This window comes from Rossellomorea yichunensis, from assembly GCF_032337515.1.
GTDB classification, from domain to species: domain Bacteria; phylum Bacillota; class Bacilli; order Bacillales; family Bacillaceae_B; genus Rossellomorea; species Rossellomorea yichunensis.
On sequence record NZ_JAVYAD010000004.1, the window covers coordinates 338,716 to 357,559 of the forward strand.

An 18,844-nucleotide genomic window follows, 5' to 3' on the forward strand; every position below is an offset into this window, starting at 1 on the left:
AATAAATATATCGAAACTAAAGGAGGCTGTTTTCATGAGAAACATTGCTTTGGTAACCGTACAATCATATAAGGGTGGAACACCTTTTTAACGTTGACGGTCTTCCCCCTTATATGTGTTTTGTGAACTAACACATAAAGGGGTATATTATGTCATTTCCAGTAAAAAAATTTCTTTCGTATTACAAACCGTATCGTTCGATTTTTCTTATTGTGTTGTTCTGTGCGTTGATCACGTCTTCCCTGACTCTCGTTTTTCCGTTGCTTGTTCGTTATGTGACAAAGGATGTTCTGGCCGGGAGTCTTTCCACGGCTTTTACCGATGTCCTTTGGGTCGGCGTTTTGATGATTCTTCTTGTGATTGCCCAAAATATCGGCAATTATATTGTGGATTACAAGGGACATGAGATCGGGGCACGAATGGAGACCGATATGAGAGGTGAGTTATTCGCTCATCTCCAGAAGCTTTCTTTCAGCTTTTATGATAAAGAAAAGACGGGCCGGTTGATGAGCCGGGTGACGAATGATCTCTTAATGGTATCGGAGCTTTATCATCACGGACCGGAAGATTATGTGAAGTATTTAGTTCGTTTTATTGGAGCGTTTGGGATTCTGTTCTTTATCAATGCTCCTCTTACCCTTACCGTCTTCTGTTTCTTTCCGGTCCTCGGTTTCTTTTCGCTTTATTTCAATAAGAGGCTGAACCGGGCGTTGACGGATAACAAAGAACGGATTGGCGATATCAATGCCCAGGTGGAGGATTCCTTATCCGGTATCCGCGTGGCTCAGTCGTTTGCCAATGAATTTCTTGAAATCAGTAAATTCAACCGGGAGAACCAACGATTCATGGAGAGCAGGAAGGGAACCTATCGTGCAGAAGCTTACTTCTATAACGGGACGGAAGCATTCATTCAACTGATTACAATCACCATCGTCATCTTCGGATCCATTCAGATTGTGAATGCGTCCCTGGACCTGCCTGATTTGATCACCTTTCTGCTTTATATAGGCTTTATGATCGAACCGATCCAGAGGCTCACTCATATGAGTACGCAATTCCAGGAGGGGATCACAGGTTTTCAGCGGTTCATGGAAATCATGAACACCAAACCGGTCATCGAGAATGAGCCTGAAGCAAAGTCTCTCTCTAACGTGAAGGGACACATTTCATTGAAACACATATCATTTCATTACGACTCGTCCTTAGAACCGGTATTCAAAGATCTTTCTCTGGAGATCCTACCAGGTGAATACGCAGCCATCGTTGGACCATCCGGAGCCGGAAAGACGACCCTTAGCTCCCTCATCCCGCGCTTTTATGACGTCACGGCTGGCGGGATTTATGTAGATGGTGAAAATGTGAAAGGCATGGACTTGAAGTTCCTTAGAAGCAACATCGGGATCGTGCAGCAGGATGTGTACCTTTTTTCAGGAACCGTCATGGATAATATCCGCTACGGGCATCCGGAAGCGACAGACGAAGAAGTGATGATGGCTGCCCGGCAGGCGAACGCCCACGAATTCATTACCCGTTTGCCACAAGGGTATCATTCCGAGATCGGACAGCGTGGCGTGCGATTATCCGGAGGACAGAAACAGCGGGTCAGTATCGCCCGTGTCTTCTTGAAGAACCCGCCCATCCTCATTCTCGATGAAGCAACGAGTGCCCTGGATAACGAAAGCGAATGCATCGTCAAGGAATCCCTGGAGTCACTTGCAAAGGGAAGAACGACGCTCGTGATCGCCCATCGTTTATCGACCATCCGGAACGCTGAAAGAATTGTGGTTTTGTCAGATGGAAAGATTGTTGAGGAAGGGACCCACGAAGCATTACTAAAACAAGAAGGTCCATATTCCAGACTGTATTCGAAGCAGTTTGAGTTTCAAGTTTAAAGAAGGCTCTCCTACCGGAATAGTGGGAGAGCCTTTCAGATTCACTTATTTCACTTCCACCGAAAAGAGATCAGAAAAGGGTTACCCATTCAACCTCTCCCTCTTCATAAGCATCCCCATCGGAAGATACGTGACGAAAAACACCACAAGTGCCGTAATTTCCAGAGTGATATAATACATGACACCCGAACCGAAAAAGGAAAGGATCGTTTTAGATTCCGTCGGATTGGCTAAGTAGAAGAAATTCGTGTCGAGAAGAAGGTTAAGAAAGAAGATCGGCAGGGCAAGAAGATTGACCATCAGGAAGCCGGTCCATACAGCTTTTCTTGGCACCCGGTATCCCTCATACACGATGAAATATAGGACGGACCACGCAATGGCTCCATGGTGAAGGAAGTATTTAAGAAAGCGAAAGTGAGGAAATTGATATGCCATTTCAGGTGTTACCATGCTTAAGATGGGAGGAAGAAATCCAATAAAGAACAGCAGATAGAATGCCTTCTGATTCGGCTTCAGGAATAAATAAATCGCGATAAAGGTACTGACGGAACAGAGCTGCAGAGGCAGATCCCCAACCTCCCAAGTCCCTGTTGCGACGAGCCAGATATGCCACGATACTTCTGACAGGACCAACATCCAGAATAACGTCCCCTTCATGTATGACTGATACCTCTTCAGGAAGCGTCTAAAGTATACAAGCATAAACGATATAGCCACAAACATCAAAAGCACAGCAATATGTGGAACAGAAAACAACTCGAACGTACGCATCTCTGTCACCGAAAACATCATGCCACCCCTTTTCCTTTTGAAAGTGGTTATCATGAATAGTCTATTCGGCTTATAGGTTGATTAAGAATGGAGTTTACAAATAGAAAAAGCCCCCTTTAAAAGGGGGACCCCCATCCTACATCGTAAACGGCGGAATATAACGTCCATCCACATCCGTGAATCCATACTCCTTCGCCAAGTTACCGGCTTTCAACACGTGACCCGTCTTCTCCATCACCCCTGGATCCATTGCTAGCGCCGTGATGGCACGTCCAACATAATAAGGGGTCTCCGATTTCCTTAAGTCTTCAGATTCCTGCCAATGTTCCTCGTCCACTCCCATATGGTCGAGTACAAGCTCTGTCCTCATGAATCCCGGCGAAACGGCAAGGATCGCGATATTATCTGCTTTTAGTTCTTCTGAAAGTCCGTACGCCATACGCACCAGTGCATTTTTCGCCAGATCATAATAGAACTGCCCCGTGTATTTGCCATCATCCCAGAAAGTCGTGTGAATGATGAGAGATTCTTTATTCTCACGGAGCAACGGGATGGCAAAGTGATTTGTCGCCAGCTGAGCCCGCACCCCGGCCGTGAACATCGTATCCCAATTGGTAAGCGGCAGTTCCCAGAACGGTCCCGGATTCACTCCGATGTCATGGGCTCCCCACACATTATTGATCAGAATATCCAACTTGCCTTGTTCTTCACGGATTTGCTTGATGACCGCTTCTGTTTCTGAATCAATGGTATGATCACAACGAACAGCATTCCCCTTCCCACCAGCCTCTTCTATTTGAGAAACCGTGTCGTCAATCGTTCCAGGAAAGTTTTGCGTGGAATTCCCTTTTGTGCTGCGTCCCGTGACATATACCGTCGCTCCGGCTTTCCCCAATTCAACGGCAATCGCGCGTCCTGCTCCCCTGCTTCCTCCCGTAACAAGTGCAACCTTACCAGTCAGTGATTTCATATATCCCATTCCTTTCATCTATAAGATACGTTTATTATACGATCCTATTCTTGACACCAACTGTCATATTTAATTAAATATAACTAATCCATTCATGAAAAAGGTGAAAAAATGAGAGGCGACCGACTAGTATCCATTCTCTTATTATTACAAACACACGGCCAAATGACCGCAAAAGAACTGTCAGAGAGATTGGAAGTTTCCGAGCGGACGATTTACAGGGACATGGACGCATTGAGCGGAACAGGGATCCCCGTTGTGGCAGAGCGTGGCAAAAACGGGGGGTGGTCCTTACTCGAAGACTATAAGACGGATCTGACCGGCTTGAAGGAATCGGAAATCCGTGCTCTGTTCGTTTCACCTTCGCTTCATCTCCTCGAGGACCTCGGTCTGACACGCACGACCGAGGAAGCAAGGAACAAACTGATTGCCTCCCTCCCAGACACTTACCGTAAGAACGCGAAGGATGTTTGGAACCGGATCCATATCGACACAAGCTCCTGGCGAAAGCAGAAAAACAAGACTGCCTCCCTTGAAATCATCAAAGAGGCGATATTTCAGGAAATCAAATTATCCATCACTTACGAACGTGCCGATGGGGAAACGGATGACCGCGTGGTAGAACCACTCGGGCTCATAGCGAAGGGTGACCTCTGGTATCTCGTTGGAACTAAGCAAAACGGGGATATCCGAAATTACAGGGTCTCCCGCATCCAATCAGTCGACCTTATGGACGAAACGTTTGAGAGACCTAAAGGATTCGACCTTGCTCAGTACTGGTCATCCTCCACTCGATCCTTCATTCAGAAACTTCCCTCTTATGAAGTGAATGTCGAGGTCTCACCAAAGGTTTTATCTAGACTCACATTCACCGGACGATTTGCCCGGGTACTTGAAGTCGGAGAACGAAATGGGCCATCCTGGATACCCGTGACCCTTTCGTTTGATACAGAAGAAGAAGCAAAGGGATATCTTTTGGGGTTTGCCGACCAGGTTAAGGTAATAAAACCCCACGGCCTGAAAGAGAAGATCCTTGAGATGGCTGAGGCTGCCGTTTCATTTTATCAAGGAAAGGAATAATTCTCCGATACGTTATAGAAAAACGAATGCAGAATTCCCATGATAAACACCATTTCACTTGCCGACTTTGGTATTACTCCATTTCCATCATGTATTTAATGACCTTAGGACACGGAAGAAAAAGTATCCCTTTGAAAAAAGAAGGGTTGGGCCTATCTACTTCCACCCTTCCCTTCCTTTTTCATCTCTTTTCTACAATAGCGATTAACTCATCAAGGAACACGTCCAGATCTCCCACCAACACTCCCCCATGTCCTGTACACATCACGCACGGATCATATTCCTTCATGATTCTAAGTCCAGTCAGAAATTGTGGTAAATCCCCCTTTGAAACCCCGCCACCTTGAAGGAATTCAATCCAGGCTTGTCTTAGGTCATCTCCTTTTGAGACAAGCCCTCCATCCGACAAAGGATCCCCAAAGAAACAGAGGAAATCCCCCGTGAATAGTGTTCTGGTGGGCCGATGAAAGAAAATAACAGAACCCGGAGAATGATAGCCGACTCTGGTATATTCATAATTCCCTATCGTTCCCCTATCAAGGAGCTCACTACTGATGGAAGACGCAGCCGTGAAAGTCTCATCTGCATGAATGACTTTCTTTGCCTCAGTGAATAACGACACCCCTCCCACATGATCCTCATGACCATGGGTAACGAGCATCAGCTTTACATCGTTAGCCGTATTCCCGATTTTGTTTAAGGCGTGCTGAAGAAACACCGAGTGACCCTCTTTACACGAATCGACCACAGTCAATCCAGTATCCTCCTGAATAAAGTAAGCATTCGTATATGTATTCCATTCAGCATCCCAAATCGCCACCACATATATTTGATTGTTCACCTGTTCTAATAGATAATCCACTTACACTCCCCCTCCAGATTTCCACGTTAATCAATTCAACAAATAGGGAGAATTCTCCTTTTCATGGGAGGAATTAGTAGATAATACCTTGGATGAAAACCATAAGTAAGAAAGCCGCTACGCCAAAAAACAGATAACTTCGATACGATTTCCGATCTTTCTGAAGATCTTCTGCTCCCATGATTACCATGAGGACCGCCAACCCAGCCATGGTAAAAGGAAGCAATTCGTTATTATTTGAAATCAATCCATAGAGTGATAGTGCCAGAACGATGATGCTTATCGTTTTTCTTAATTTTTTCAGCACAGCTGATCCCTCTTTTCCTCTTATGAAAACAATGTCTTCGAGATAAGGGGTAAGATTGGTACATCCATTTCAATGCATAATCCCCAATTATTTTTATAAAATTGCTTAAACACCTAGAATCCATCCTTATTTTACCACATTAGATGAATTCATCCATAAATAAAACGCCCTGTCTCAGGACGTCTGTTTTCTCACCTATTCAATCTCTTTCACAACCTCTGCCATCTTCTCCGGTCTTCCATCTGGCAGATTCCGATAGATATCCCGCGCCATATCAATTCCTGTATTTCCATCATATAGCCCGGTCATGACCAGTACGGGTGATTCAATCGCCATCCAATCACACATGTTGCCTGACCCACAGCGGGTCAGGCAACATCGTTTCGATCAATCTATAATGATCCTACTTCGCATCCTTATCAGGCTGATGAATCCCGAATACATTGCCTTCCGTATCTATGTAGTAACCTTGCCAAGCCATACCAGGCAGGGCGTACTTAGGTAAGGCAACCTTGCCCCCATGTTCAAGGATGAGCTTCTCTGTTTCATCATAATTTTCCACGCCCATCGTACACGAATAGCCGTTCATCGGTTGATTCGGTTCTGGTGGAGGACTTTGACGCTGCATCAACGCACCATTGATCCCCATCTCATTTTCATCCCCTGTAACCGCACCAAAGTAAGGCATTCCGGCGAATTCACTCCAGTCTTCGAACTTCCAGCCGAATACTTCACCATAAAACGTCTTTGCTCTCTCCATTTCATCCACGTGCACTTCGAAATGTACCATTCTTCCCATTGTTCATACCTCCCTGGATTCTATCATTCACTATAATCATTTCGGTATCACAGGGAGAAACCCTTCTTTTTTTCAAAATATCCCATCAAACTCAAGATGGAATCTTCTCTTAATCTATTCATCCAATTATACCTTTCTTCTCCCAATACAGTATCCGCTCATCCGTGACGTCAAGCCAGTCCCGCAGAACCTCTTTGGTCTGTTCCCCTTTTTCCGGAGGCGGTTTGGCAGCCCCTCGATTCAAATCCCCGTACATGTCCACTTGCCCGTCCCTTGTAACAAATCCCTTTTCTTTATAAAAAGGGTATTCAACAAGTTCTCCCGCATCCAAAACCGGGGTAAGACAGCAGTCCACTTCCTGGCCAAACCCGGACCACTCCGATCGTGTTTTGTTCCTAAACAAATCGACCAGTTCACAGTATACGGGATTTTCCGTATCCGGCTTCGAGTAGTGTGCTGACAGCCAGTCCTCCCTGCCAAGAGCCTGACAAAAGTTCCGCCAAAATTTCGGCTCCAGGGCGGCGAGGCTGACAAATCCCTTATCCTTCGTTTCATACAGCCCGTATGAAATCACGGTACCGTTTAATACCTGAACACCGTGTGGGTATCCTGTTTCCTTTTCAATCAGGACATGATTGGTCATCAAGGAAGCCATGCTCTCCGCAAGGGAAACGCAGTGATAGCTTCCTTCTCCTGATATCCCCCTCGCCACAAGTCCGGCCAGGATCCTTTCGCTTGCGGTTAATCCGCCGATATAGTCGGCAAACGTATGGCTCGGATGAACCGGTCTTCCGCTCTTGTCCTTCAGCTGTGCAAGGGCCCCGCTCACACTCATATAATTCAAATCATGACTTCCGAGCTGAGACATCTTCCCACTGTTCCCATAGCCAGTGATGGAGCAGTAGACTATGGCAGGATTGATGCTCCTGACCTCTTTGTAACCAAGACCAAGCTTTTCCATTACACCGGACCGGAAGCTTTCAATGAGCACATCAGCCTTTTCGATCAGGTCAAGTGCAATCTTTCTCCCTTCTTCCTGTTTTAGATTCAAGACGATACTTTTTTTGCCACGGTTATGAGCGTTGAACACCAAGCCGTTTCCATTATGTCTTGCCGGATCTCCTTCCGGGGATTCTACCTTGATCACTTCCGCTCCAAGTTCCGCAAGCCGCAGGGTGGTAAAAGGTCCAGGTATATAGTTGGTAAAGTCGATTACTTGAATGCCCTTCAGCATGGTCGGATATCACACCTCCTTGTTTGAACCTGCTCATTCGTACCCGGAACAGGATTTCATTCTTAACCGAGCCGCTCGATGATGGTGGCATTCGCCATTCCATGGCCTTCGCACATGGTCTGTAATCCATAACGGCCTCCCGTTCTTTCAAGCTCATGCATCATGGTAAGCATCAAGCGTGCCCCACTTGCACCGAGCGGGTGACCGAGGGCGATCGCTCCGCCATTCGGGTTTAGTTTCTCAGGATCCGCTCCTGTTTCCTTGAGCCAGGCCAGTGGCACAGAGGCAAAGGCTTCGTTGACCTCAAACACATCAATATCTTCAATCGTCAACCCTGACTTTTTCAGTACTTTTTCAGTTGCCGGGATCGGTCCTGTCAGCATCAAAGTAGGGTCAGAACCGACAACCACTCGTGTATGGACCTTGAAGCGTGGTGTCAAGCCCAGTTCCTCTGCCTTTTCCCGGCTCATCAATAGAAGGACGGCTGCCCCGTCACTGATTTGGCTCGCGTTTCCTGCATGGATGACACCGTCTTCCTTGAAGACCGTCTTCAAGCCGGCCAGAACGTCTGGAGTCGTCCCTTCCCTTGGACCCGAGTCCTCGGTCACAGTGGTGGTTTCCCCATTTTCATCAGTGACTTGAAGTGGCATGATCTCCTTTTTGAAATGTCCTTCAGCCTGTGCCTTCAACGCCCGGCGATGGCTTTCGGCCGAGAATTCGTCGAGTTCCTTTCGGGTAAATCCATATTTCTCGGCAATCCGTTCGGCTGATAATCCTTGATGGATGATTTCGTAGCGTCCTTTTAGCTTCGGGCTAAACGGGACGGCTTCCCCATAGTTGGATCCCATCGGTACTCTGGACATATTCTCCACGCCGCCTGCAATCACGACATCCATGTCCCCTGCTAAAATCGCCTGTGCGGCAAAATGGACAGCCTGCTGGCTCGACCCGCACTGGCGGTCAATGGTGGTCCCGGGTACTTCTATCGGAAAGCCTGCAATCAAAGCTGACACACGGGCAATATCCCCTGCCTGTTCCCCTGATTGAGACACGCAGCCAAGAATCACATCTTCCACGAGTCCAGGATCAATCCCGGCACGTTTGACCACCTCTTCAAGGACCTGTGCCGCCAGATCATCGGGGCGGATATCCTTTAAAGCACCTTTCCTTCTTCCTACAGGTGTCCTCACACCTTCAACAATGACCACTTCACGCATGTTTCATCTTCCTTTCTGCTTTTGAATTCCCGTACTCTATAAACCTAAGTTCTTCGCAATAATCGTCTTCATGATTTCATTGGTTCCTGCGTATATGCTCGCAACCGGAATATCCCGGAATCTCCTCGCAATCTCGTATTCTTCCATATATCCATATCCCCCATGGAGCTGCATGCATTCGGTTGCTATTTTCTTGGCACTGTCGGTCAGCTTCCACTTGGCCATGGACACCTTCGTCACGATATCTTCCCCTGCGATATGCTCAGCAATCAGCTGATCAAGGAAGGCCCTGCCCATTTCGATTTCTGTCGCCATTTCCGCGATTTTGAACTGAGTATTCTGGAATTTGCTCACCGGCTTTCCGAAAGCATCACGGCTTTTAACATAATCGATGGTCTGGTTCAGCATCACTTCCGATGCCGTCTGTGCGGCAATGGCCACGAGTAAGCGTTCCTGCTGGAGCTTTTCCATCAAATAAACGAAGCCTTTCCCTTCTTCTCCAAGCAGGTTTTCTTTCGGTACGACACAGTCCTCGAAAATGAGTTCCGCCGTATCCTGAGAGTGGAGTCCTACTTTATTCAGCTTCCTTCCCCGTGATAAACCGGGAGCATCCCCCTCGATCACCAGCAGGCTGACCCCCTTATGCTTCGGGCTCGCTTTTGGATCCGTTTTACAGGCGACCACAATCAGATCCGAGTGAATCCCATTGGTGATGAAGGTTTTGGCACCATTGACGATATAGTGATCTTCTTCAAGTACAGCCGTTGTCTTGATATTCGCAAGATCCGACCCTGTTCCCGGCTCTGTCATCGCAATGGCCGTAATGGTTTCCCCCGTCGCGCATTTAGGGAGCCAGCGTTGTTTCTGCTCTTCCGTTCCATAAGCTGTGAGATAGGGAACCACAATATCATTATGAAGCCCGATGCCAACAAGACCGGACCCAACTCGCTCTATCTCTTCGTTGATGATGACGGAGAATCCCCAGTCCACTTCACTCCCACCATATTGTTCCTCGATATCCGGGCAGAGATAGCCCTGCTCACCCATCTTCGTCCAGAAGGAGCGGGGAATCATCCGCTCCTCCTCCCATTGATCGTAGTAAGGATACGCTTCCTTTTCTAAAAACTTCCGTAATGACCGTCTGAACATGTCGTGATCATCTGTTAAATATAGGTGTTCCATGTTACCCTCTCCTCTATGAAAATCACATTTTAGTTATTGTTTGACTCCGTTTAGAGACTGGCGCAGCTGAAATTTTAATATTTTCCCGGAAGCATTTCTCGGCAGGGCTTCTTCCACAAAGATTCTTCTTGGAATCTTGTAGCCTGCAAGCTTCTGACGACAGAAGCTTTTCAATTCCTGTTCATCAATGCTTGCACCCTGTTTCGGTACGATGACAGCACAGACGGCTTCTCCCCACGTTTCATCAGGAAGCCCGATGATTGCGGCCTCAAGCACGGAAGGATGCTCATAAAGGACTTCCTCGACTTCGATGGAATACACATTTTCCCCGCCTGAAATGATCATGTCCTTTTTCCGGTCTACTAGGGTGATGTAGCCTTCCTCATCAATGGTCGCGAGATCCCCCGTATACAGCCAGCCATCCTTCAGGGTTTTCCCCGTTTCCTCGGGCTTCCTATAATATTCCTTCATGATCGACTCACCCTTAAGGATGAACTCTCCGACCACACCTGGTGTAATGTCCTTCCCTTCCTCATTGACCACTCTCGCTTCGGTCAAGAATGCGGCTTTTCCACCTTTTCCGAGATGAGTTTTATGGCCCTCCGGATCTAACAGGATTCCCCCTGGTCCCGCTTCCGTCAACCCGCAAAGATTATAAAACTGGTCTGTCTTGAACAATTCGATGCTCTTCCGGACGACCTCAGGGGCCATCGGTGCTGCACCATATCCACAACGTTTAATCGAAGACAGGTCATAATCGGCGGCATTTGGCACCTGGAGCATAAAGGTATACATGGCAGGTACCCCAAAGAAGTGGGTGATCTTATGCTCCTGTATCGCTTCAAGGGTCTTCACCGGATGAAAATCCCTGTGAATGACATGGGTCGCTCCCAGTACGACCCCTGAGAGAAGGAACAGATTCAGCTGGGCGGAATGGAACAACGGCGCAATATGAAGGAAGTTCTCTTTCTCGTTGATGCCCATGCTGATCATCATCGTAAGCCCGACATTGAATACTCGCTTATGATCGAATAAGGCTCCTTTAGGTCTTCCCGTCGTACCGGATGTATATAAGATTTCCAGATCATCATCGTCTCTGACTTGAACTGACGGATCCTCTGTATTCGAAACGGGCACCCGGTCGAATGAATGATGCCCCACTGTTTTCGGAGTTCCCGTTGTAATCACATGCAGGACATGTGTACCTTCCCTGGCAGAAGTGACGGTCTCCTCGAATTCTTCGTCACAGAAGACGACAACCGATTCGGACTGTTCGAAAATATAGTGAACCTCCGATGACGTCAGACGGAAATTGACAGGCACGATCATCGCCCCGATCTTGGCACCTGCAAAGAAAGCAAGCACGAACTGATCAGAATTCTTCATCATCAGTGCCATCTTGTCACCTTTACGGATCCCGAGACCAAAAAGACCATGGGCCAGTTTATTCACTTCTTCGTTCAACTGCTTATACGTATAAGTTCTTCCTTCACATACAACCGCCAGCTTCTCCGGCTTCTTTCTCGCATTTTGTGCTAAATAAGAACCGATATCCATTATCCATTTCCCCCTATTGATCAAATATTTGAAAACGCATTCATTCTTATTTATGCAATAATTGTGCCAACTTTCAGAAAACGGAAATCATAGGGATCATACGATGGAATAGCAATCAAGGTGTCCAGAAATTGGACACCTTGATTTGGACAGTTTCTACGAACGGCTTAACCGTTCTATACGGACAGCTGGTACTTCTTCAGTTTTTCATACAATCCTGAACGACTGATCCCAAGTAGCCTGGCTGCCTGTGCTTTGTTTCCATTTGACTGATTCAGGGCTTTTTTAATAGCGCCAAGTTCCGCATCCTCTGCAAGACTGACGGTCGGCATCGGTGGTTCTGAAACCTTCGAGACCAGATAATCCGGAAGGTCTTCCACCTGTATATTTCCATGCTCAGCAAACGTCATGGCACGCTCAAGTACGTTTCGAAGTTCCCGTACATTTCCCGGCCAGTCGTATTGAAGTAGCGCTGTGTTCGCTTGGGCAGAAATGCCGGTGATGCTCGTGCCAAGCATGGAATTGAGATCAATCATGAGCTTATGGGTGAGATGTTCCACATCATGAGCACGTTCACGTAATGGTGGAATATTCAAGGAGATGACGTTCAGTCTGTAGTAGAGATCCTCCCGAAATTCCCCTTCCTTCACCATTTTCTCCAGATTCCGATTGGTTGCCGCAATGATCCGCACATCTACCTTGATGCGTTCATTTCCCCCGACCCGATAAAATTCACGCTCCTGCAGAACTCGTAACAACTTGGCCTGAAGCGCAATCGACATATCGCCGATTTCATCGAGAAACAGCGTTCCCCCATTGGCCAGGTCAAATTTCCCGACTTTTCCGCGCTGCTTCGCTCCAGTAAAAGCACCTTCCTCATACCCGAAAAACTCAGATTCAAGCAAATCCTCAGGGATCGCTGCACAGTTGACAATGACAAATTTGCCCTCGCTTCGGGCGCTGCTGTTATGGATGGCATGGGCGAACAATTCCTTTCCTGTCCCGCTGTCCCCTCTAAGCAGCACAGTCGACCTGCCCTTCGCTGCTTTGGCCGCACTTTTCTTTAATTTCTCCATATAAGGATATTCACTGAGTATGTGATCCCAGGTGAACCGCGCTGCTTCGGACTTTTGCAGCTGCTGGTGGTAGAAGCTTGCCTTGTTTTCAGCCTTTTGCAGCCTCTTAAACAACTCGCTTACCTCATTTAATTGACGGAACATCACCTTCCCGATGGCCCCGATGACCCTGCCATCCTTCTTGATCGGAATTCTGTGCACAATATATTTAATGCCTTGCCTTTCGTAAAAATCACTGATTTCAGCCGTTTCCGTCTTAAAGACATTCCGTAGCTTCAACTGGGGCAGCACACTGTCCACATCCCGATGCAACACCTCTGTCTTCTCGAGGTTGAAAAGCTCAAGTAATGGTGGACTCACCATTGTGATGGTATTCCGTTCATCCGTCATCAAGATGCCATCGTACGCATGCTCTAATGTCGTTTCAATGGTGAGCTTCAATTTTTTGACCGTTTGCAGCTCCTCAGCCATCTTTTCAATTTCAGAAATATCCTGGAAAAGAATGATTTTTCCTTGCTTATGGTTCACGGTTTCATAGGTCGAAATATGCAGGATGCATTGATACGTTTCATCATGGTGATGTCCATGGTTTTCTATTTTCATGCCTGGAAATACTTCCTGAAGATTGTGAGAATGAATGGAGTCGATGGTGCGTCCCGTGATCTTCAAAAACGCTTCATTAGCATAGATGATCTGTAACTGTTCATCTGTCATCAATACGCCAACACCCGAATGCATCAAGATGGTTTCCAGCTGATCCTTTAAGGTATTGGCTGATTTCAATAACGTCATCACCATTTCTGTTTTGGTCAGTAATCCCATCACTTTGCCTTCCTCATCAAGGACAATCCCCGTTCCCGCCTTGCTGGTTTTCACCAGCTCCTCGATTTCGTGATAAGGCGTATCTATCCGAATCGTTCGTGTATCCTTTTTTATGTAAGCTTTGATCGGTGTACCAAGCGGCATCTGGTCCAGGATCATTTGGTATAATCCGCTGCGTGTGAACACACCCTGAAGGTTCCGATCACTGTCTGTAACCGGCAGGAGGTTCCACTTCTTTTCCTTTATGATAAGAATGGCGTCTTTTAATGTAGTATCTTCCGTCATCACACAATCGACCGGCGTGACCATATCCCGGAACTGAATCATTACAATCCCCCTTTGTTAAAGTCTGAAAATTCAATCTGTTACTTTTATTATAAAGCTTTGGGTAATAAAGGTCACTTCTTCAATTTCTTATTGGGTACAATGAAAAAATAATGGGAAGCAAAACAAAAAAGATCAGAGGATTTGAAACCCTGATCTCGCAATCTATCTACTTTTAGTATCCCATTATTTCGGCTGCATGCGAATGGCACCGTCTAGACGGATGGTCTCCCCGTTCAGCATCGGGTTTGTCAGGATACTTCCCACCAATTGGGCATATTCATCAGGATGCCCCAGACGCTTAGGGAATGGAACCATTTTTCCAAGTGATTCAACTGCTTCCTCCGGTAACGATTCAAACATTGGCGTATGAAACAAACCTGGCGCGATCGTCATCACCCGGATACCGTACGAAGCAAGTTCCCTTGCGATCGGGAGGGTCATTCCGACGACTCCACCTTTCGAGGCACTGTAGGCTGCCTGTCCGATCTGTCCTTCAAATGCAGCAACCGATGCCGTATTGATGATGACACCCCTCTCACCCAATTCGCCCGGTTCATTCTTCACCATTTGTTCCGTTGCCAATCGGATCACATTGAATGTGCCGATTAAGTTAATCGATATCACCTTCGAAAACGTATCGAGAGAATGAATGCCTTTTCGTGATATCAGCTTGGATGCAATTGCGATGCCTGCACAGTTGACAACCGTATTAATACTTCCGAAAGACTCCACAGCTTTTTGAATAGCGTGGGAAACTTCCTCCTCACTACTTACATCGGTCCTGACAAACATACTTCTTTCTCCCAGTTCTTCCACGAGCGATTGGCCTTTTTTATCGGATAAATCCAATATGGCTGCTCTCCCGCCCTCCTTGATGATCTGCCTCACTGTCGCTTCCCCTAGCCCTGACGCTCCGCCTGTCACGATGGCGATTGATTCACTGATTTTCATTGAATGGCCTCCCTTTTTTATCTATTCAACTTTTAAATTGCAAGAATTGTGCCAAGCTTGATTTGGCCGTATTTATAACGGGAGGAGGTCCCAAACTGTCCAGAATAAGGACACATTGGACACTGAACATTCGTGACAATACATGACAACCTGGTACCATCCGTGCAAAAACCTGAATTGAAGTAAGATCAGAACCCTTCAAAATTAATTACAAATTCTATGATCCAAATCCCATTAGAATACGTTTTCTTCATGCCTCTCTATCAAGAATGAAAGCCGAGAAACCCATTTGTGTGAAAAATATGAAGTCCAATTGTCCATTGTGTTACAAATCAACATTTTTTCACATTTACCAACAATCATTCTCTTGAATAACCTATGATCCTTCCATACTATTTAACTATAAAGCGATTTCATTCGAAAGGACGTTGATTATGCTGCCCATCGACAGACAGCAACAAATTTTAACATGGCTGGAAGAGGAAGGGACACTTCGTGTATCGGAAATCAGCTCCCGCCTTGAAGTTTCGGAAATGACGGTGTATCGGGACTTGAAGCCACTCCTTGAAGAGAACAGGGTTCACAAAACCTCCAATGGCATTTCAACCATCAAGGATCAAACCATTCCCACAAATAACTGTATTTATTGCCTGAAGCCGGCTACTTCCAGAAGATCGGTTCAATTAGTGAAGAAAGATCACACGATCGAGCAGGCCTGCTGTCCTCACTGTGGATTACTCCGTTACGGGGACATTCAGGGAGAGGTCGTGCAGATCATGTGTCGTGATTTCTTAACGGATATGACGATAAGTGGGAAGACCGCCACTTTCCTGATCGATGCCGACTTAAACCTGAACTGCTGCCAGCCCCGGGTAATCGCATTCGAATCGAACAAACAGGCCCGTCAATTCCAAACGGGATTTGGAGGGCATCTTCACAGCTTTCAAGAGGCCATCGTGGTCATTTCAGAAGAAATGTCAGGCTCAGACTGCTGTCATGACTAAGAAAAGAGGAATCTACTATGCGTAAAAAATCGAACATGTCTCCTTATCAAACGATTTGGAGATGGCATTTCTATGCCGGGATCATCATTTCCCCGTTCTTGCTCATCCTGGCTGTGACGGGGTCCATTTATCTATTCAAGCCACAGATCGAACAAAATCTTTACAAAGAGTATTACGAAGTGAAAGCACAAGGGGAGAAACTTCCTGCTTCTGAACAAATCGAAGAAGTGAAGAAACTCCACCCGGATGCACAAATCACCAAGTATCGTCCGGGAGAAAGTCCCGAACGCTCCAGTGAAATCGGTATCAGCACCGACGATGGGTCGGCCACTGTCTTCCTGGATCCCTACACCGGAAAATCACTTGGCGAGTTAAAGCCTGAAGACCGGATCATGGATAAAATAGTGGAATTCCATGGGGAACTGATGGCCGGAACTATCGGAGACCGTATCGTTGAGCTTGTCGCCTCGTGGGCCATCGTTCTGATTGTCACAGGATTATTCCTATGGTTTCCACGTAAGAAGGACAAGCTGGCGGGAGTGCTCTTCCCCCGTTTCGGTAAAGGAAAAAGCATCCTGCGCCGGGATCTTCACGCTGTACCCGCTTTCTGGATTACAGCGGGAATGCTGTTCCTGATCATGACAGGCTTGCCTTGGTCGGGCTTCTGGGGAACGAACTTCCAAAATCTCATGACGAATGCAGGTGCCGGATACCCTCCATCGATTTGGACAGGAGAAGCACCACAGTCCGTTGTGAAAACAAAAGAAATCGCCGACGTCCCATGGGCAGCGGAAAACCTTGAAGTCCCTGTATCGGCACTCGAAGGCTACACTCCCGTATCGATCAATGATGTCGTGAGCATCGCCGACAGAGAAGGAATCGACCCGAGTTACACGGTGTACATTCCTGGAGATGAGAAAGGCGTCTTTACACTATCTGCCTTTCCAGCAAAAGCTCAGAATGAGGTCACCATGCACCTTGATCAATATTCAGGAGCTGTACTGGCTGATTATCGCTTCGATCATTACGGTATCGGCGGGAAAGTCGTCGCCATGGGCATTACCCTTCATACCGGCACACAATTCGGTTTCATCAACCAATTGATCAGTCTCTTCATTTGCCTAGGGATCATCCTGGTGGTTGTGAGCGGATTCTATCTATGGTTAAAGCGGAAACCGAAAAAAGAAATGGGCGCACCGAAAGCGCCAAGCATCTTGAAAATGAAGCTCTTTCTGCTTCTTATGATTGTCTTGGGTATCCTATTCCCTCTGGTGGGAGCTTCCTTGATCGTCATCTTGCTTCTTGACTGGCTGGTTATCAAACGGATCCCGGATTTAAATAAATTCCTCGGTGCGGAATAAGAAAGGACGATACTTCATGAAAAATCGTACGAAATACATTGGGCTCATCCTCATCTGCATGATGCTCGGAGCCTGTTCCCCGAAAGAGGATGCAGCCGGGCTTTACCGTCAGGAATCCCCGCTTCAGGCGGATATCACCATGCCTGAAGCGTTTTCGGGAAGTGAGCCGATCAAGATTGCCCTCACGCAAAACAGTCAATCCGTCGATGATGCTGATTTTGTCCATGTCGAAATATGGAAAGGTGACGGCTCCTTCCATGATCAGATGGAGGAAGCCGATAATGCCGGAGACGGGAATTATACATTCAGCAAAAAGCTGAAGGAAGATGGTCTCTATTACATCAAGGTCCATGCCGCAAACAACGGATCCACCATCATGCCGACCCTGCCTTTCGCTGTCGGTGAGCTATCCAAGGCTGATGTCGAAGCCCTGAATGCGCAGACTCCAGATGATAGTGGAAATCATGATTCTCACCATTGATGACAATAGACCGGAAGCAGATACTTGCTTACGGTCTTATCATTTGAAGAAAAGACTGACCTCCTCATCACTTCTCCCATATTTTTCCTGTAATAGACTACACCTTTGCTATAATGGATTCATAGACGCCCACAGAAAGGAGCCCACCCATCATGATCATTCGTGAAATCAAGGATTCATTTATCATGATCAGGCAGCACGACCACGCCTTTTTATCAGGCGAACTCATCAAGCACTTCAAGCCTTCCCTACTAAAATCAGATGCATTCTTTGACGATGCCTTATATGCAGCCTATCAGCACGACCGCAGCTGGATTGGTTTGGACGAGACACCAATCTGGAATGACAGGGAGAAAATCCCCTACACCTTTTCAGACTACCCCCTCCTGCCAAAGCTCGCATTCTATAAAATCGGGGTGGACGAGATTGAGAGAGTAAACACGTATGCGAGTCTTCTCTGCAGCCTGCACTTCTCTTCTTTCTTTTCCCAATCTAAAAATAAAGACTGCCTCGTTTTTTTAACAGGAGAAGCCAGAAGACAAATGAAACTTAAGGAGTCGTTCCCTGACCTTGATGAAGAATTACTGCAGCAGCATTTCCGGTTACTGCAATTCTCGGATAACCTGTCCTTATATCTGTGTCTAAATGAGCCCGGCGCGGATAAAGAGGATGAGCATCCGTGGTTTAAAAATGGATTTCAGAATACAGAAATGTTTCATCCCGAAAACCAGCCGCTCATGTCCCGGTGGGTGAATGAAAATGAAGTGACCCTTGATCCTTATCCTTTTGACATGTACTTCGACGTATCGTTGCAGTACAAAGTAGTCACAAGGGGATTGATTGAAGAGATGGGGATTGCTGAGGCTTATATAGAGTGTGATATGGAAGAAAAGAAGATTTTCTTTCATCAATAAATACATATGGACGGTTCTTTTGCTTTGGAAGCATCAG

At 46.8% G+C, this 18,844-nt stretch carries 18 protein-coding genes; 6 read left to right on the forward strand and 12 right to left on the reverse strand.

The features are described from left to right. The first annotated feature begins 149 nt into the window (after positions 1-149). Positions 150-1,892, forward strand: coding sequence for an ABC transporter ATP-binding protein (locus RSX31_RS12715; RefSeq protein WP_315634804.1), 1,743 nt, complete (start codon positions 150-152; stop codon positions 1,890-1,892). A gap of 81 nt (positions 1,893-1,973) precedes the next feature. Here the strand turns inward: RSX31_RS12715 and RSX31_RS12720 are convergent, their stop codons facing one another. Together RSX31_RS12720 and RSX31_RS12725 are read right to left on the reverse strand one after the other, a co-directional pair. After that, positions 1,974-2,681: a YwaF family protein gene (locus tag RSX31_RS12720; RefSeq protein ID WP_315634805.1), complete on the reverse strand. Its 708-nt coding sequence runs from the start codon at positions 2,679-2,681 to the stop codon at positions 1,974-1,976. A gap of 118 nt (positions 2,682-2,799) precedes the next feature. Further along, complete coding sequence (locus RSX31_RS12725) at positions 2,800-3,633, reverse strand: SDR family NAD(P)-dependent oxidoreductase (protein WP_315634806.1); 834 nt, start codon at positions 3,631-3,633, stop codon at positions 2,800-2,802. Positions 3,634-3,744: 111 nt separating this feature from the next. Between RSX31_RS12725 and RSX31_RS12730 the strand changes: the two genes are divergently transcribed. Beyond that, positions 3,745-4,713: a helix-turn-helix transcriptional regulator gene (locus tag RSX31_RS12730; RefSeq protein WP_315634807.1), complete on the forward strand. Its 969-nt coding sequence runs from the start codon at positions 3,745-3,747 to the stop codon at positions 4,711-4,713. Positions 4,714-4,894: 181 nt separating this feature from the next. Here the strand turns inward: RSX31_RS12730 and RSX31_RS12735 are convergent, their stop codons facing one another. From RSX31_RS12735 to RSX31_RS12780, 10 genes are all read right to left on the reverse strand, one after another. After that, on the reverse strand, positions 4,895-5,575 hold the full coding sequence (locus RSX31_RS12735; protein ID WP_315634808.1) for an MBL fold metallo-hydrolase: 681 nt from the start codon (positions 5,573-5,575) through the stop codon (positions 4,895-4,897). Between the two features lie 73 nt (positions 5,576-5,648). After that, entirely contained in the window at positions 5,649-5,882 is a 234-nt protein-coding gene (locus RSX31_RS12740; RefSeq protein ID WP_315634809.1) for a hypothetical protein, read from the reverse strand. A gap of 195 nt (positions 5,883-6,077) precedes the next feature. Continuing rightward, complete coding sequence (locus RSX31_RS12745) at positions 6,078-6,230, reverse strand: hypothetical protein (protein ID WP_187443197.1); 153 nt, start codon at positions 6,228-6,230, stop codon at positions 6,078-6,080. Between the two features lie 55 nt (positions 6,231-6,285). Then, the gene (locus RSX31_RS12750; RefSeq protein ID WP_315634810.1) at positions 6,286-6,681 is read right to left on the reverse strand and encodes a VOC family protein; all 396 of its coding nucleotides are present in this window, start codon (positions 6,679-6,681) and stop codon (positions 6,286-6,288) included. A 118-nt stretch (positions 6,682-6,799) separates the two neighbouring features. After that, on the reverse strand, positions 6,800-7,915 hold the full coding sequence (locus RSX31_RS12755; RefSeq protein ID WP_315634811.1) for a CaiB/BaiF CoA transferase family protein: 1,116 nt from the start codon (positions 7,913-7,915) through the stop codon (positions 6,800-6,802). Positions 7,916-7,977: 62 nt separating this feature from the next. Beyond that, entirely contained in the window at positions 7,978-9,132 is a 1,155-nt protein-coding gene (locus tag RSX31_RS12760; RefSeq protein WP_315634812.1) for a thiolase family protein, read from the reverse strand. Between the two features lie 36 nt (positions 9,133-9,168). Beyond that, on the reverse strand, positions 9,169-10,314 hold the full coding sequence (locus tag RSX31_RS12765) for an acyl-CoA dehydrogenase family protein (RefSeq protein ID WP_148994919.1): 1,146 nt from the start codon (positions 10,312-10,314) through the stop codon (positions 9,169-9,171). 33 nt (positions 10,315-10,347) lie between these two features. After that, on the reverse strand, positions 10,348-11,871 hold the full coding sequence (locus RSX31_RS12770) for a class I adenylate-forming enzyme family protein (RefSeq protein WP_315634813.1): 1,524 nt from the start codon (positions 11,869-11,871) through the stop codon (positions 10,348-10,350). A gap of 176 nt (positions 11,872-12,047) precedes the next feature. Beyond that, positions 12,048-14,096, reverse strand: a complete 2,049-nt coding sequence (locus tag RSX31_RS12775) for a sigma 54-interacting transcriptional regulator (RefSeq protein WP_315634814.1) — start codon at positions 14,094-14,096, stop codon at positions 12,048-12,050. A gap of 183 nt (positions 14,097-14,279) precedes the next feature. Continuing rightward, the gene (locus RSX31_RS12780) at positions 14,280-15,047 is read right to left on the reverse strand and encodes a 3-hydroxyacyl-CoA dehydrogenase (RefSeq protein WP_148994922.1); all 768 of its coding nucleotides are present in this window, start codon (positions 15,045-15,047) and stop codon (positions 14,280-14,282) included. Between the two features lie 434 nt (positions 15,048-15,481). On the opposite strand from RSX31_RS12780, the gene RSX31_RS12785 reads away from it, so the two are divergent. The 4 genes from RSX31_RS12785 to RSX31_RS12800 all read left to right on the forward strand — a co-directional run bounded on the left by RSX31_RS12785 (position 15,482) and on the right by RSX31_RS12800 (position 18,807). Continuing rightward, entirely contained in the window at positions 15,482-16,051 is a 570-nt protein-coding gene (locus tag RSX31_RS12785; protein WP_315634815.1) for a DeoR family transcriptional regulator, read from the forward strand. 17 nt (positions 16,052-16,068) lie between these two features. Further along, positions 16,069-17,412 (forward strand): PepSY-associated TM helix domain-containing protein, encoded by a 1,344-nt coding sequence (locus RSX31_RS12790; RefSeq protein ID WP_148994924.1) that lies wholly within the window; start codon positions 16,069-16,071, stop codon positions 17,410-17,412. A 16-nt stretch (positions 17,413-17,428) separates the two neighbouring features. Continuing rightward, positions 17,429-17,893, forward strand: a complete 465-nt coding sequence (locus RSX31_RS12795) for a FixH family protein (RefSeq protein WP_315634816.1) — start codon at positions 17,429-17,431, stop codon at positions 17,891-17,893. Between the two features lie 152 nt (positions 17,894-18,045). Continuing rightward, positions 18,046-18,807, forward strand: coding sequence for a DUF3891 family protein (locus RSX31_RS12800; protein WP_315634817.1), 762 nt, complete (start codon positions 18,046-18,048; stop codon positions 18,805-18,807). Positions 18,808-18,844: the final 37 nt, after the last annotated feature.

Excerpts from the sequence above, each read along its gene's own strand:
- RSX31_RS12760 (WP_315634812.1), bottom strand. The coding sequence starts at position 9,132 with ATGCGTGAAGTGGTCATTGTTGAAGGTGTGAGGACACCTGTAGGAAGA.
- RSX31_RS12715 (WP_315634804.1), top strand. The coding sequence starts at position 150 with ATGTCATTTCCAGTAAAAAAATTTCTTTCGTATTACAAACCGTATCGT.
- RSX31_RS12755 (WP_315634811.1), bottom strand. The coding sequence starts at position 7,915 with ATGCTGAAGGGCATTCAAGTAATCGACTTTACCAACTATATACCTGGA.
- RSX31_RS12795 (WP_315634816.1), top strand. The coding sequence starts at position 17,429 with ATGAAAAATCGTACGAAATACATTGGGCTCATCCTCATCTGCATGATG.
- RSX31_RS12780 (WP_148994922.1), bottom strand. The coding sequence starts at position 15,047 with ATGAAAATCAGTGAATCAATCGCCATCGTGACAGGCGGAGCGTCAGGG.
- RSX31_RS12765 (WP_148994919.1), bottom strand. The coding sequence starts at position 10,314 with ATGGAACACCTATATTTAACAGATGATCACGACATGTTCAGACGGTCA.
- RSX31_RS12785 (WP_315634815.1), top strand. The coding sequence starts at position 15,482 with ATGCTGCCCATCGACAGACAGCAACAAATTTTAACATGGCTGGAAGAG.
- RSX31_RS12725 (WP_315634806.1), bottom strand. The coding sequence starts at position 3,633 with ATGAAATCACTGACTGGTAAGGTTGCACTTGTTACGGGAGGAAGCAGG.
- RSX31_RS12770 (WP_315634813.1), bottom strand. The coding sequence starts at position 11,871 with ATGGATATCGGTTCTTATTTAGCACAAAATGCGAGAAAGAAGCCGGAG.
- RSX31_RS12720 (WP_315634805.1), bottom strand. The coding sequence starts at position 2,681 with ATGTTTTCGGTGACAGAGATGCGTACGTTCGAGTTGTTTTCTGTTCCA.
- RSX31_RS12745 (WP_187443197.1), bottom strand. The coding sequence starts at position 6,230 with ATGTGTGATTGGATGGCGATTGAATCACCCGTACTGGTCATGACCGGG.
- RSX31_RS12730 (WP_315634807.1), top strand. The coding sequence starts at position 3,745 with ATGAGAGGCGACCGACTAGTATCCATTCTCTTATTATTACAAACACAC.
- RSX31_RS12800 (WP_315634817.1), top strand. The coding sequence starts at position 18,046 with ATGATCATTCGTGAAATCAAGGATTCATTTATCATGATCAGGCAGCAC.
- RSX31_RS12790 (WP_148994924.1), top strand. The coding sequence starts at position 16,069 with ATGCGTAAAAAATCGAACATGTCTCCTTATCAAACGATTTGGAGATGG.
- RSX31_RS12775 (WP_315634814.1), bottom strand. The coding sequence starts at position 14,096 with ATGATTCAGTTCCGGGATATGGTCACGCCGGTCGATTGTGTGATGACG.
- RSX31_RS12750 (WP_315634810.1), bottom strand. The coding sequence starts at position 6,681 with ATGGGAAGAATGGTACATTTCGAAGTGCACGTGGATGAAATGGAGAGA.